Annotated in this window: 8 protein-coding genes; 1 reads left to right on the forward strand and 7 read right to left on the reverse strand. The window is 65.5% G+C overall.

Annotated elements, in window-relative coordinates:
- Positions 1–40: 40 nt before the first annotated feature.
- The 7 genes from ACZ1JC_RS05995 to ACZ1JC_RS06025 form a co-directional block, all read right to left on the reverse strand.
- A complete protein-coding gene (locus ACZ1JC_RS05995; RefSeq protein ID WP_465138843.1) occupies positions 41–2,467 on the reverse strand; it encodes a glycosyl hydrolase 115 family protein in 2,427 nt (808 codons plus the stop codon).
- A 41-nt stretch (positions 2,468–2,508) separates the two neighbouring features.
- Positions 2,509–3,624: a beta-galactosidase BglB gene (gene bglB, locus ACZ1JC_RS06000; RefSeq protein WP_465138842.1), complete on the reverse strand. Its 1,116-nt coding sequence runs from the start codon at positions 3,622–3,624 to the stop codon at positions 2,509–2,511.
- A 44-nt stretch (positions 3,625–3,668) separates the two neighbouring features.
- Positions 3,669–4,892, reverse strand: coding sequence for a glycosyl hydrolase 53 family protein (locus ACZ1JC_RS06005; RefSeq protein ID WP_465138841.1), 1,224 nt, complete (start codon positions 4,890–4,892; stop codon positions 3,669–3,671).
- Positions 4,889–7,903 (reverse strand): glycoside hydrolase family 35 protein, encoded by a 3,015-nt coding sequence (locus ACZ1JC_RS06010; RefSeq protein WP_465138840.1) that lies wholly within the window; start codon positions 7,901–7,903, stop codon positions 4,889–4,891. Before ACZ1JC_RS06010 ends, ACZ1JC_RS06005 begins: the two co-directional genes overlap by 4 nt.
- A gap of 4 nt (positions 7,904–7,907) precedes the next feature.
- Positions 7,908–8,237, reverse strand: coding sequence for an L-rhamnose mutarotase (locus tag ACZ1JC_RS06015; protein ID WP_465140281.1), 330 nt, complete (start codon positions 8,235–8,237; stop codon positions 7,908–7,910).
- A gap of 79 nt (positions 8,238–8,316) precedes the next feature.
- Positions 8,317–9,855, reverse strand: a complete 1,539-nt coding sequence (locus ACZ1JC_RS06020; RefSeq protein WP_465138839.1) for a rhamnogalacturonidase — start codon at positions 9,853–9,855, stop codon at positions 8,317–8,319.
- Positions 9,856–9,860: 5 nt separating this feature from the next.
- Positions 9,861–11,090 (reverse strand): rhamnogalacturonan acetylesterase, encoded by a 1,230-nt coding sequence (locus tag ACZ1JC_RS06025; RefSeq protein WP_465138838.1) that lies wholly within the window; start codon positions 11,088–11,090, stop codon positions 9,861–9,863.
- Positions 11,091–11,355: 265 nt separating this feature from the next.
- Here ACZ1JC_RS06025 and ACZ1JC_RS06030 point away from each other — a divergent pair, with 265 nt between their 5' ends.
- Positions 11,356–14,316 carry a TonB-dependent receptor gene (locus ACZ1JC_RS06030; RefSeq protein WP_465138837.1) on the forward strand — a complete coding sequence of 987 codons (2,961 nt, stop codon included), beginning with the start codon at positions 11,356–11,358 and terminating at the stop codon, positions 14,314–14,316.
- Positions 14,317–14,340: the final 24 nt, after the last annotated feature.

The raw sequence follows: 14,340 nt of genomic DNA on the forward strand, positions 1-14,340 counted from the left end.
TGTGCGGGCTGCCTTCGTGGGCAGCCTCGTCGCGCGATTATTATGTCGGAGTAATTGACTTGTCAGCAGGCAAGAAACGGATGGCCTCGACCATCACGGCAGGATCGCCGGATTCGAGGGTGAACTGGTGGCGTCCGCCAGCCAGCGAGCCGGACAGCGGGATGGAAATGCGGTTGTCGAGCACGGCGAGCGCCCATGTATGGTCGCCGGTATGGCGCGGAATTTCGAGCGTCTGCACCGCGCTGTCGATGCGCAAGGTCAGGTGCAGCGCATCGCCATTGTCGGAGGGGTAACTTGGCAGCACATCGATCACCGCGCGCCAGTTGCCGGCCGGCAGCGTGATTGCCCCTTGCGCCGAAGCGGCGGTGCCGGAGGCGCCCAGCACCGAACCCAGCCGGCCAAGGCCGTCGATCAGGCGCCACCCCTTGCCGGGCGCGAACTGGTCGGGGCGAAGTACAGGCAGCGGCGCGACCGGCGCCGAAACCGGTGGCGCGGCAATAGGCCCAGCCGGCATCGAGGCCAGCGCCGGGATCACCGGCAGGCTCTGGCGAAAACTGCGCCATTGGCCGTCGGCGGGCTCCACCGTCATGATCCCGCGCCACTTGCCGCCGGCGATCTCGCGGTTGTAGCGCCAAGTCAGCGCGCCGATCTGCGCATCGGCCTCGGCCGCGATCTGCCCGCGCCGCCAGCTTTCGGCGGCATCCCTGTCACGCAGCGCGTCATGCGCTTCGGCGGCGAAGAAGCGCCGGTTGGCGGCGGCGGAGGCGGAAACCGGATAGTCCACCAGTTCGAAGAAGGCATCGGCGCGCTCGGCGGGAATCTTTGCACGCATCGCGGCAAGCCGCTGCTCCATCACCGCGAAGTCGCCCAGCCGCGCGTCGGCTTCGGCAATCGAAAGCGGGCTGGCGTGCGGCTTCTCGCCGGGCAGATACCACTGCAGATGCTCGGGCCGCCGCGTGAAATTCAGCCGGTGGTAATCGCGCAGGATCGCCGCCACTTCCGCGCCGGTGCCCCGGCCCAAGGTCTCGTCCGCCCAACGCCCCACCCATGTGTCGATAGGCGCGGCGCGGGTGCCGTCCACGTCCCAGGCGAGGCTGAGGAAATAATCGATGTCGAGTTCGGCCGGCTTGATGTCTCCGGCATTGACGATCCACATCTGCCGCGCGCCCAAGTCCCACGCCCGCCCCATTTCCGCGCGGATCAGCGCGGGCGGCGTGGTCGAGAGCCAGAGGTAGGAGAGCGGCGCGCCGAGGTACGACACATGGTAATAGACGCCGGCCCCGCCGCTGCGCTGCCGTTCCGCCGCATTGGGGAACTGGCGGATGTAGCCGAAGTTGTCGTCGGTCCACATCAGCGTCACATCGTCCGGCACTTTCAGCCCGGCGCGATAGATATCGAGCACTTCCTTGTACGGCGTGAAGACTTGCGGGGCGCCCCCAATCCCGGCCTCACGCAGCAGGTCGCGCTGGTCGGCGAAGACCTGTTCCAGCACCTGTCGCCGCCCTTCGTCGGTCGTCGGGCCGATCATCGCGCTGTCGTGGATGCCGCGCTGGCCCAGCGTCCAGATCGTTTCGTAACCGCGATTGCTCTGCACCCGCGCGCGCCAGTAATCGCGGATCGCATCGCGATTGGTCAGGTAGTTGAACTGTTCCGCCGTCCCCGTCCATTCGCCCACGTTGTTGCGCAGCATCGGTTCGGAGTGGCTGGACCCCATGACCACGCCGTAACGCTCCGCCAGCGCCGCATTGGCCGGGTTGGCATTGAACGCGCGGCTGACCTTGTGCATCGCCGGCCAGAGCATGTTGCCCTTCAGGCGCAGCAGCAGGTCGAAGACTTTGGCATAAGTCCTGGGGCCGGGGGCGGGTTCGTCCGGCGCGAAGGTGCCCTGTGCCCAGGGCACGAGGCCCCAGTCCTCATCATTGATGTAGATTCCGCGATACTTGACCGAGGGCGGGCCGAAGCGGCGGGTTCCGGCGGAAACGTAAAGCGCGGCGTGCCGTTCTGGCGGAACGTCGGCCCACCAGTGCCAGGGCGACACGCCGATGGCGCGGGAAAGTTCGTAGGCGCCATAGGCCGTGCCGCGCCGGTCGCTGCCGATCACCACCAGCGCCTGTTTCACACCGGGGGCCGGGTTCGGCACCGCGGCGATGACGAAGCTTTCCCAAGCGCCGCGCAGTTTTGCCGCATCGATCCGGCCTGCCGCCACGAGCCGGTCGATCGCCGGATTGCGGCCCAGCGTGCCGATCCAGATTTGCGCATCCGATGCCGTCTTCGCGCCGCTGACGGCGGCCAGATCGCCGCGCAGATCCTCGGCGGCGATGCGCACCAGTTCATGATCCTCCACTGCCGTGACGACTTGCGCCACCCGGCCATCCGTCGCCAGCGCGAAATCCCCGCGCGCGGGCTCGAAATGGACCCAGGCAGCGGAGGATTGCGGAGCAGCCGCCCGCGCTGGACCGGCGAGCACGAAACTCGCCGCCAGCAACAGGGAAGCCGCCCGCCGCATCGTCAGATATAGGTCCGCAGGAACTCGGCCAGCGCGCAGATGGCAAGGCTTTGTCCGTAAGGCATCGAGGTCAGCGCGATGTCCTTGTAGAACTGCAGCGTGTCGCCCATTGCGGTGCCGAAGCTCACCTGCTGCAACTCGCCCGTCTCGTCGATATTGGCGAGCACGCCGCGCACGGCCCGGATGCCCACATCCTCGTACTCGCGCGGCAGGTAGCCCTTTCGCACGGCCTTCAGGATGCCATAGGCGAAGCCTGCCGTGGCGGATGCTTCCAGATAGCTGGTCGGATCGTCGATCAGCGTGTGCCACAGGCCGGTCTCACCGTCCTGCGTCGCGGCCAGAGTGCGGACTTGCGCGGCCAGCGTATCGATCAGGAACAGGCGCAAGGCATCGCCCGGCTCCAGATCGAGCAGTTCGATGATTTCCGGAATGGCGATCGTCACCCAGCAATTGCCGCGCGCCCACAGCGCCTCTGCAAAGTTGTGGCGGCCGGTGAAGTCCCAGCCGTGGAACCACAGGCCGGTCTTCTTGTCGGCCAGATACTTGATGTGGATGAGGAACTGGCGCTTGGCTTCCTCGATGTATTGCGGACGGTCCAGCAGCAGGCCGATCTTGGCCAGCGGCAGCACGCTCATCATCAGCGTGTCATCCCACAGCTCGCCCGGATTCTCGTCGTTGTAGACGATGTGCTGGAAGCCGCCTTCCTCGGTCTTGGGCAAGCCGTCGGGCGCCATCAGCCACTCGGCCCAGGTGTCGAGATAGGGGATGTAGCTGGGATCGCCGTCCAGTTCGTAGAGGTAGGCCAGCGTGATGAACGGCGCCATCGTGTTGATGTTCTTGGTGGGCGTGCCTTCGGCGAAACGGTCGGCAAACCACTGGCGGATGATGGCAAGCGCCTTTTCATCGCCGGTCTGCTCGAAATAGCGCCACATGCCGAACAGGCCGACGCCGTGGGTCCATTCCCAGCCGGCCCAGCCCTTGGTGTCGATCACGCGGCCGTCTTCCAGATGCAGCAGGAATTCGCCGGTCTCGTCCTTGATGTTGACGAGGTTGTGCATCAGCAGGTCGATCGCCGCGGTGACCTGCTGGCGGGGGATGTCATGGGTAAGGGCGGCCACTCAAGTTCTCCTGTGGGCGTAGCTGCGGCAGGGCGCGCGGTGGGTCATTTCAGGACTCCGTAATCGCGCGCCATCTGGCGATAGAGTTGCAGGAAGGCGGGATCGGCATCGTACCGGCCGCCATGGTTTTCGGATTTCGGTGCGCTGGGGGCAGGCTCCAAAGCGGGCGTCGCGCCGGGCGCTTCGGCTGCGTTCAGGCCTTGCGAAAGCAGGTCGGCGCGCGGGCCTTCGCCTGCGCTCTTGCCGTCTTTCAGGAAGATCGCTTCCTGATGCCGCGTCGGTTCCCAAATGAAGCTGCCCCAGCCGTTCGGATGGGCCTGGACCAGATCGTTCAGGTAGCGCTTGCGCGACGAATACTCGATCGCGAAGAAGCCCTTGTCCGGGTAGCGGCGGCTGAATTCGGCGAAGGTCCGCTGCCAGTCGCCTTGCGCGGCCTGCTGATAGCAGGAGAAGCCCAGCGCATCGAACCGGACGTCGCGGGCGATGAGGCTGTCGGTCCAATGCTGCACGATCGGCCAGTGGCGGCCGAGGTGGTTGTGCAGCGCCACGGGCGTGTCCGGCAATTGATCGCGGCTTGCGGCAATCCCGGCCTTCAGCAGCGCGGCGAACTTGTCATAGCCGCCCGCGTCCCGGACATGCATGTGTTCCTTGTCGGTCACCGGATTGCCGGTGGGAATGGTCAGCGGCACGCGGCCATCGGGCCAGAGCATGCCGAACGTCGTCTCGTTGCCCAGGATGGCCAGATCGGGCGCGACGCCCGCCGCTTTCATCGCCGCGAAAGTCTCTGCGGTATGGCGATGGACGGCATCGACCAGCTTGGGGAAGGGCAGGTTCGCCCATGCCGCCGGCTTGTCCTGATGCTGCGGATCGGCCCAGGTGTCCGAATAGTGGAGCGTGAGCGAGAGGTGGAAGCCCGCTGCCTTGATCCGCCGCGCAAATTCGATCGTGTGCGGCAGGTCGCACCACGGGCCGCCGGGCTGCCCCCGCGAATAGCCGTTCGCGGGATCGACGAAGAGGCGCAGCTTGATCGCGTTGAACCCGGCATCGCGGAAGATCGCGAGCACATCCTTGCGCTGGCCGTCCTCGTAATAGGTGGCGCCCTGCGCTTCGTCTTCGGGCACCCATGAGACGTCGGCGCCGATAAGGTAGGGCCATGGGCGTGCGCCCTTCTTGGGTGCTGCGCTCGCGATGCCGGGCAGCCCGGCAAGGCAGAACGCGCCGGCGCTACCGATGCCGAACTGGCGGCGGGTGAGCGCGTCGCCGGTCATTTCAGCTGATCCGGGCGGGTGGGGGCGGGCACCATCTGCACGGGGAGGCCGCCCTTGACGTTGTGCAGGGTGACGAGCTTCACCGCCTCCAGCGCATCGCCCGGCGCGCCATCACTGGTTACGGCCAGCGCGACGTGGTTGGTGCCGTGGTGGTTCAGGATACCCTCGGGGATCGGGAACACGCGCTGCGGGCCGATGTGGGCGATGAACTGACCCATGTTCCAGCCGTTGACGAAGATCAGCACACGGTACTTCGCGGCCGATCGCGGGGTCTCGGTATCGCCGAAGGCCAGCGCGATGGTGGCGTCCTGCCCCTTGGGCACGGCAAGGTCGAACGCGGTGCGATACCATGTCGTGCCCGGCTCCGCGCTGGTTGCCGGTACTTGCGCGGCAGACCACTGGCGGTCGTCGAAGGCGGGGAGGTGCCAGCCCATGCGCTCGCCATAGAGGCCGCCGTTGTTGGCGGGGCCGCGTACGGGGTCGGCAATGTCCTCGCCGCCGCGCTGGCCCTGGATCTTCCACGCGATCGGCACGGCGAAGCTGCGCCCGCCAGGCTGAGAGATCGATGCGGAAATCAGCCCGCGCGCTTCCTTGTGGAAGTCGTCGGAATCGAGGTCCCAGTTATGGCCGTTGTTGCGGACCATGACCGAAAGGACATGGCTGCCAGCCGCCTGCGTCTCGGGCGGAAGGTCCAGCGTGACGGTGCCGGTGGTAATCGGACGGGGCAGGCCGCTCGGCGTCTCGGCCTGACCGATGAACTTGCCGTCGAGCCAAGCCTGCACGAGGCCGGAGCCGCCGGCGCCGTAGAACAGCGAGACGGTCTTCGCGCCGGGGTTGCCCTCGAACTTGCCGCGATACCAGACGTCGCCCTCGTGGAAGCCATAGGCATCCATCGCCATGTTCGGCTGGCCGTCCGGGCGCTGGGTGATCGTGGCATTGGGGCGATTGCCGCCCACAGCCTGCCATGTGCTGTCGTCGAACTTCGGATCGGCCTCCGGCGAACCCTTGGCCATGCGCCAGCCGGTGAGGGCGGGAAGCACGACCGGAGCAGGGCCGGACAGGGGCGTGGTGGAGGTGAGGCTGCCGACGGCGGAGGCCTTGGCAGGAACACGCGCGCCGTTCCATGTCAGCGCGCGAATGGCGCCGGGCGCCCAGACTTCGAGTCCGCTCGCCGCGTCGGTATCGCCGGTCAGCGCCAGCGCGCCGGATTTCAGTGAGGCGTGACGGACCAGCTCAGGACCGCGCACGAGAACGGGGCCTATCGGCGATTCCACGCGGGTGTAGCGGGTGCCTTCGGCCTCGTCGGCAAGGATCAGGATCAGGTCGTCGCGTCCGCCACCGGTCAGGCGCAGCACGGTGCGTCCTGTGTGGGTGTAGGTGACTTTCAGGTCACCCTTGGTGTCGTTGAAGGCGGTTTGTGCCGTGCCTTCCAGAACCGTGACTTTCGGGGCCGAGGCATAGCGCAGAACGGTCTCGCCCGGCTCCCCGGCACGGCCGTAAAGCAGCAGCAGATCGGCGTTTCCAGCCTTGGACAAGGATTGCAGTTCGGAGGTTGAATAGACCAGCCGCTGCCCGCCAAGGTTCACGCCCGCGACCAGCCATTTGGCATCGAAGCCATTGAGCCGCATCGGAAATGTATAGCGCCCATCCGGCAGCGCGGCGGTGACCGTGAAGCTGTCGTCGGTTTGGCCGTTGGAAGGTTTGTGCGCTACCAGCAGGAAGCGCGCGTCGGTCTCCGGGCTCTTGTTGTGATAGACCTGAATATTGGGCGAGGAGATCTCAGGCGCGCCTGCCGGGATCATCCCCGCAAGGTCCGGCACGGAGGCGATCAATCCGCCCAGTTGCTTCATCTCCAGCGCCTTTTCGCGCAGGTTCCGCGCCTCGGAAATGGCGGCGCCATAGTCGTAGCTGGTGAACACCACCGGGGCCGGCAGCCAGCCCCAGCTGGTGCCGCCATACGTCATGTAGAAACTCTGGATGCCGATGCCGTTGGCCAGATTGGTGCCGTAGAATACCCGCTGGAACCGCTTGCCGCGCTGGACCGCGTTGCACTCGTAGCCGCCGTTGGACCCCCAATAGTCGAACCAGCCGCCGCCGAATTCGGCCAGGAATCCCGGTGTTTTCGGCGAGGCGGAAGCACCGCCCTTGGCGCCGCCGGGGCCGTAGAAGCCCCAGTCCGGCGCGGCCACGCTGCGCGTCGGCTTGCCTTCCACGGTGCAGGTGCCGCCGGGATAGCCGTCGAACGCATACATGTCGTTGGGGCCGTGGACGACTTTGTCGACGGGTGAACCTTCCGGCACCCAGTAGCCGTTGCGGCCCTGATCGTTGTGGAAGATCGGCACGGTAATGCCGTCGGCGCGCGCCTTGGCGTAAAGGTGGTCCATGTAGCGGCGCTGCGCGGGCGTAGTCAGCGCCAGTTCGTTCTCGATCTGGTGGAGGATCACCGATCCCTTATGGCCCTTGCCGTCCCCGTTGATCTGGTGGCGGGCGATGATCGCGTTGACCTCAGTCAGCCACTCGTCCGCCGCCGCCATATATTCGGGATCGTCGGTGCGGGCGCGGGCCTTCTGGTTGACCAGCCAGCCGGGAAAGCCGCCGCGCGACAGTTCCGCGTTCACGTAAGGCCCGGCGCGGGTCATGACCCAGAGGCCCTCTTCCTCCGCCATCGTCAGCAGCCGGTCGAGGTCGCGAATCCCGCTGAAATCGTAGACGCCCTGCTTGGGCGAGTGGTAGCCCCAGTCGAAATAGAGCGCGACGGTGTTGAACCCGCTGGCCTTCATCTTCTGCAGCACATCGCGCCAGAGATCGGGGCTGGGCAGGCGGAACGGGTGGAACTCGCCCGACCAGATCACTTGCCGCTTGCCGTCGATCATCAGCGAACGCGCGTCGAACGAGACGCGGCCGAATGTTCGGACCGGGGCGGCAAGATCGGCGGTCGGCTTCGCGTCCTGCGCCAGAACTGGCAGCGGAACGGCGGACAACAGCAGAGCAGCAAGGAACGCGCGCTTCATCGGCTCAGTCCATGTGGAACATAAGCGGGAGCGGCCATTCCTTCGGCCGGTTGCCGGGCTCCACTTCCATCAGCGGGGCCATATGGTCCCACCAGCGGCGCATCACCGGATGGTCGGGCAGGGTGTCGCGGGTGTTGTCCGGCGTGACGCGCAGCACCGCGAAAAGCGCCAGGCTCTGCTCGTCGAGAAAGATCGAATAGTCGCGAATGCCCGCTTCGGTCAGCAGGGCGGAGAGTTCGGGCCAGATCGCGTCATGACGGCGGCGGTATTCATCGACCGTGCCGGGCTTCAACTGCATCCTGAAAGCGTGGATCGATCCCGTCGCCATCCCCATATCTGGCACTACCACTCTCCCGACGTTCCATTATGTGGATATCAATACCGATATTTGGTAACTCGTCCACACGTGTCCGTCAATCGCCATTCTGGCGCAGCGGTGTGCGCGAAAAGCTCGGGAATGCGACGTTTTCCAGCAGGATCGGGGCGCGCGCTTCGTGAATAATCGTTTCCGCATGGAACTTGTCCACGGTCAGGCGTTCCACATGGCGGACCCAGAGTGCCCATGCCGGGAGAATGCCGAACATGCTGGGTTCGGGATAGGCGGCGGCCAGTTCCGGTACGGTTTCGGCTGGCTCAGGGAGGATTTCGCGCGGTTTCGTGGCCTCGCCATAGACCAGATGGACGTCGCGCATGACGATCGATTCGATCGGCCTTGCGGCAAGGCCCGCGAAGGCTGCGGGAAAGCGCGGGTCGATTCCCCGCGCGTCGATCTCGGAAAGCACCACGCGGCGGATTGCGCCGATCCCGGTTCCCTCCGGCCCGCGTCGCCGGTCGCCCAGCCGCACGAACAGGGGCGCGGTCGTTACGCCCCGCATGGTGAGGCGGCGGGCCACGACGTTTTCCATCACCCCGCCGTCGACCGTCTCCAGCGCAAGGCCCCGGCAATGGGTGAAGGTGCAGTCCTTCACCACGACATTGCGATAGCCGCCGTTGCTTTCGGTGCCGAGCTTGATGCGCCCGGTCACGCGGTCCCGGTCGGGCGCGAATTGCTGCGTCCTTTGGCGGGTGCCGTCGATCAGCGTGCCGATGTCGTAGCCGGAGACCGCGCAGGCCTGAATCACCACGTTTTCGGCCGCGATCGGCTCACCCAGTGCAAGGCTGGACTTGACGACGATGCCGTCGTCGTTCGGCGAATTGACCTTGCAGCCGCGCACCAGCGTGTCCTTCACGCAGTCGAGATCGATGCCGTCGCGGTCGGTATCGATGGTCAGGTTCTCGATCAGCAGGGCGCTGGTGCCGGTGGCGAGGATCGCGAAATGCCCGCCCTTGAGCACGGTAAAGCCGGAGAGGCGGATATTGCGCCCGCGCTTCAGCGCGATGGCCTTGTTGCCCAGCCCGTCCATCGCGGCAATCGCGGGTTCGAGGTCTGCGATCTCCCTTTCGCTCATGCCCTGCATGGAAAGCGGCCGCTCGCCGGTTTGCGCTTTCCAGCGCGCACCGGGGCCGTCGCGGGTGAGGCCAAGCCCGTGGATCAGGCCGGGGCCTTCGATCACGACATCCGCCACATCCTCGCCCCAGATCAGGCTGTTGCGCCAGTGGCTATGGCCGAAATCCTGATAGAGGCCGGGTGCCGGTTCGGGCAGGTCGTAGCGGCCGCCATGAAGCGCCGGATCGGCGGCGACGATCGTCGCGCCGCGCTCGAAGACCAGCCGGATGCGGCTTTGGAGGCGGATCGAAAAGCAGAGATAGCGCCCCGACGGCACCAGCACGGTGCCGCCCACGCGCGCCGCTTCGGTGATCGCGGCATTGAAGGCGGGGCTGTCGATGGCCAGGCCGTCGCCTTTCGCGCCGAAGTGGCGGACATCGAAGTGCCCATCCGCGGCAAGCACGGAGCGAGGCGCCAGCGCGCCCGCCAGACAGAGGCCGGAAAACACGCGGCGAGGCACTTTCATCGCCCCTAGCTCCCTTCCGGCTTGGTTTCCTCCAGAGGAATGCTCGGCGCGATCGGCAGCGCGTCGGGCAGCGGCGGATGCGCGGGATCGAAGGTCTTCAGCACAACATAAGGCGCGAGTTCGGGGATCTTCTCGGCCACCTGCCGGGCGATCGCGGCGGCGAAAAGCCACGCGCCATAGTTGTTGTTGTGCGTCCGGTCCTTGCCATCCTCTGCAAAGGCGCGCGGCGAGACTTCGGGGCCAAGCGCCTGCATGATCGCGATGCTGTCTCGGTTGAGGTCGATCAGCGGCACGTTCTCTTCGGCGGCGACCTTGCGCACCGCGGCGGCATAGGCGCCCAGCGTGTCCTTGATCTTGCCGCCCTCATCGAAATTGCGCCGCTCGGGGGAAGTGACCAGTACCGGATGCACGCCGCGCCGCCGCGCTTCGGCGATGTAGCTGCGCAAGTAGGCGGGATAGGTCAGTTCGGGATCGAGGTAGGTCATCGGCCATTCGGTCTTCTGGTCGTTGTGGCCGAACTGGATGAACAGCCAGTCGCCCGCGCGGACCTGCGTCAGCAGTTTGGAGAAGCGCAACTGGGCGATGAAGGACTTCATCGTCGCGCCGGACTTGGCGTGATTGGCCACGACCACATGATCGTCCAGCATCGCGGGCAACATCTGGCCCCAACTGGTGAAGGGCTCGGTATACTGGTCCGCCACGGTGGAATCGCCGGCGAGGAACAGGCGCGGGGCGCTTGCCGGTTCGATATGGATGGCCGCAACGCGCGGCTGGCCGAGGAATTCGAAGGTCAGCTTGTCGTCCCAATTGAAGCTGGCAAGGTCACGCTCGTCCAGCAGCACCGTCTGGCCGAAGCGCGGAGCGCCCGCGGGCTGGCGCGGCAGGCGCGCATCGCGCACGTCGACCAGAAAGCTGCGCGTCACCGTCTGTCCGCGCCGCGTGGCGACATCGCGCAGCAACAGGCGGCGGCTCTCGGCCTTCACCGTGGTGTTCCCCGCGCTGCGCCTATCGCCCAAGGTCAGCGTCACGCGGTAGATGCCTTCGGGCAGCGCCACCGAATAGAGGAACGCGCCGGAGGGATCGCGTCGTTCCACTCCGTTCGCGCCGGGCCGATAGCTGGGCATCTGGTCCGGCGTCTTGCCGGCAAGGTCGATATCGATGACCGGCGCGCCGGACGGACTTGCCGATGCTGTTGCTGCGGTAACGGCCAAAGCCAGCGCCGTGGTCAGGGACATAGCGATCCTCTCCTGATCATTCGTCATCTACCGCTTTGGGATTATATCCCATATGACGGTTTATGATCGCATATATCGGGAGCATTGAAAGTCAATCCGCACAGCGCGTGCTTTCCGGCGGCGAGCCGTTCCCGGCCTGCGTGGAAATAAGGGGTAAGGATCGTTTGGAAGCGATTTTGACTGGATTTGAGCGAAAACGTCATATATCGTAAAACCTAATCCCACATAATGGGACAAGTTAAAGAACGATAACGGGAGTGAGATAATGGGAAGGGCGTCCTTCAAAACCATCATGCGCAGCCGCGTTTCGGCTCCGGCGCTGGCTGTTGCCGCGTTGATGTCGGTTTCTCTCCCTGCTTTCGCGCAGGATGCCGCCGCTCCGCAGGCTAACCCCGGTACGGACACTCCGCCCAGCGCCGAGGATATCATCGTCACCGGCTTTCGCGCCTCGCTGAACGCAGCGCTGGCGGACAAGCGCGATCAGACCGCCGCGATCGACACCATCAAGGCGGAAGACCTTGGCAAGTTCCCCGATTCCAACCTTGCGGAATCGATGCAGCGCATCCCCGGCGTGGCGCTTCAGCGCGGTGACGGGGGAGAGGGCAAGAACATCTCCGTGCGCGGCCTGGGCGCCGATTTCACCCGCGTGCGCATCAACGGCATGGAAGCCGCCGCGCAGACTGGCGGTTCGGACATCTACGGCGCCGGCAACAACGGCCGCAGCTTTGACTTCAACGTGTTCCCGACCGAGATCTTCTCGGCCCTGACCGTGCGCAAGACGCCGTCGGCCGATGTGGAGGAAGGCTCGCTGGGCGCGACGGTGGACCTTACCGCGCCCAAGCCGTTCGATTCCGCAAAGCCGTTCGTATTTTCGGCCACCGGCCGCGGCGTTTGGAACGAACTTTCGAAGCAAGTCGATCCGCGCGCCTCGGCGCTGGTATCCAAGCAGTTCGGGGACAGCGGCTTCGGCGTGCTCGGCTCCATCGCCTACCAGAAGCGGCACACACGCGAAGTGGGCTATTCGGCGGTGGACATCCTTTCCGCCAACCAGAACGGCATGTTCTGCTCGCCGCTGGGCGTGACGCCGCAGAACCCGGCGAACAGCGCCTCGACCGGCGCCAGCGCCACGAACTGCTCCACCGGCAACCCGCGCACCAGCGATCCGGCGGCCTATCAGACCGTCTATGACGCCCGCCGCGATGACATGCCGAACACACCCGGCAGTGGCGCCTTCTTCCCGCGCATCCCGCGCTACATCAATTCCGAACAGACGCAGGAACGCATCGGCGGCACCCTGACGCTGCAGTACAAGCCCGACGACGACACCGATATCTCGCTGGACCTGCTCTATTCGCGCTTCAACGTTACGCGTGACGACAACTACATCGAAGCCATCTCGTTCGGCCGCTCCGCGTCGAACCAGGGCTTTCCGATGATGTCGCTGAAGGACGTGCAACTGTCCGACCTCGGCTCGGTGGACTATGCGCTGCTCGACGGCGTGGACGTGCGTTCGGAAGGCCTGCACTCCAAGTATTCGACCACGTTCAAGCAGGCGAACCTGAACTTCATGCACCGGTTCAACGACCGGCTGACGGTCGACGCCAAGGTCGGCCTCAACGAGTCTGTCTGGAAAGACAAGATCCGCATGCAGTACTTCATGGATGCGCTGGATACGGACAATTTCTCCATCGACTACACGGGCGGCGGGCGTACGCCGGTGCTGGGCTTCGGCTTCGACGTCTCCGATCCGAACAACTTCCTTTACGGCCCGACGCCCGGCGCGGGCGTCGTCACCGGCGGCTTCAGCCTTCAGGGCAAGCCGGCCAGCAACACCACCAAGGGCGTGCTGGCCGAATGGAACGCGCATTACGAAGTGTCGGATGCGTTCAAGGTCCATGCCGGCGCGCAGTACCGGTCGAGCGACTTCAAGCAGCGCTTCACCACGTACTACACCGCCGATACACTGGTTCAGGCACTGCCGTCCGGTGTCGCCCTGTCGGATCTGACCACGCAGATCACCGGGGTGGACAGCCTCTGGGGCCATGGCGCGCCGTCCAGCTGGGCCAGCCTCGACTGGCAGAAGCTGGCGGACACCTACAACCTGTTCGATGCACGCACTTGCACCGGCTGCGGAGAGACCAATCCGGGCGTCAAGGAAGAGGAAACGAGCGCCTATCTGATGGGCACGTTCGATTTCTCGGACGCAGTAGGCTTCGGCCTGCGCGGCGACGTGGGCGTGCGCTATATCCACACCTGGCAGCGCTCCACCGGCTTCATCAACCTGTCGGATGCCACCTCGCCCACCGGGCTGACCGGCCAGTTCCGCGCGGTTTCGCGCAGCTATGACGACTGGCTGCCTTCGGCCAACGTGGTGATCGAACCCGTCCAGAACTTGCTGCTGCGCCTGTCTGCCGCCAAGGTCATGTCGCGCCCGGCGCTGACGCTGCTGGCGCCGACGGTGGCGATCAATGCCGTCACGCGCTCCGGCTCGCTGGGCAACCCGCTGCTCGAACCGATCCGCGCCAATACCTTCGATGCCGCCGTGGAATGGTACTTCCGCCCCGGCGCGCTGCTGTCGGCCGCGTTCTTCTACAAGGACATCAAGACTTACGTTCAGAACGTGAACTCGCTGGTGCCGTACAGCTCGCTGGGCCTGCCGAATGAACTGCTGATCGGCAGCAACACCACGCCGGACGAACTGTTCAACATCGCCACGCCCACCAATACGCCGGGCGGCCCGCTGAAGGGCGTCGAGCTCAACGCGCAGATCCCGTTCAACTTCATGTCCGGTTTCCTCAGCCACTTCGGTGTGCTGGCGAACTACACGCACGTCATGTCGAAGATCACCTACTGCCTCTCCAGCTCGGGCGGGGTCTGCACGGTGACGGCCAAGGACGATCTGGTCGGCCTGTCTAAGGACACGGCATCGGGCACGCTTTATTGGGAGAACAACAAGTTCTCGATCCGCGGCACGATCAACTATCGCGGGCCGTTCATTCGCGGCATCCCGGCGTCGCCGGGCAGCGATCTGGTGGGCAACCATGCGACGACGTACGTCGATGCCTCGGCCTCGTACAACCTGACGGACAATGTGAAGCTGATCCTTGAGGGCACCAACCTCACCGATGAGCAGAACAGCCTCTACACCGACAGCCAGCGGCAGGACACGCTGTTCCAGACCCGCGTCGGCCGGACGATCTCGGCAGGCGTGAACGTGAAGTTCTGATTTTGCAGATCCCGGCGGGGCCCT

The organism is Sphingomonas sp. BL-S-28, assembly GCF_055521515.1.

Excerpts from the sequence above, each read along its gene's own strand:
- ACZ1JC_RS06005 (WP_465138841.1), bottom strand. The coding sequence starts at position 4,892 with ATGACCGGCGACGCGCTCACCCGCCGCCAGTTCGGCATCGGTAGCGCC.
- ACZ1JC_RS06010 (WP_465138840.1), bottom strand. The coding sequence starts at position 7,903 with ATGAAGCGCGCGTTCCTTGCTGCTCTGCTGTTGTCCGCCGTTCCGCTG.
- ACZ1JC_RS06015 (WP_465140281.1), bottom strand. The coding sequence starts at position 8,237 with ATGGGGATGGCGACGGGATCGATCCACGCTTTCAGGATGCAGTTGAAG.
- ACZ1JC_RS06020 (WP_465138839.1), bottom strand. The coding sequence starts at position 9,855 with ATGAAAGTGCCTCGCCGCGTGTTTTCCGGCCTCTGTCTGGCGGGCGCG.
- ACZ1JC_RS06025 (WP_465138838.1), bottom strand. The coding sequence starts at position 11,090 with ATGTCCCTGACCACGGCGCTGGCTTTGGCCGTTACCGCAGCAACAGCA.
- ACZ1JC_RS06030 (WP_465138837.1), top strand. The coding sequence starts at position 11,356 with ATGGGAAGGGCGTCCTTCAAAACCATCATGCGCAGCCGCGTTTCGGCT.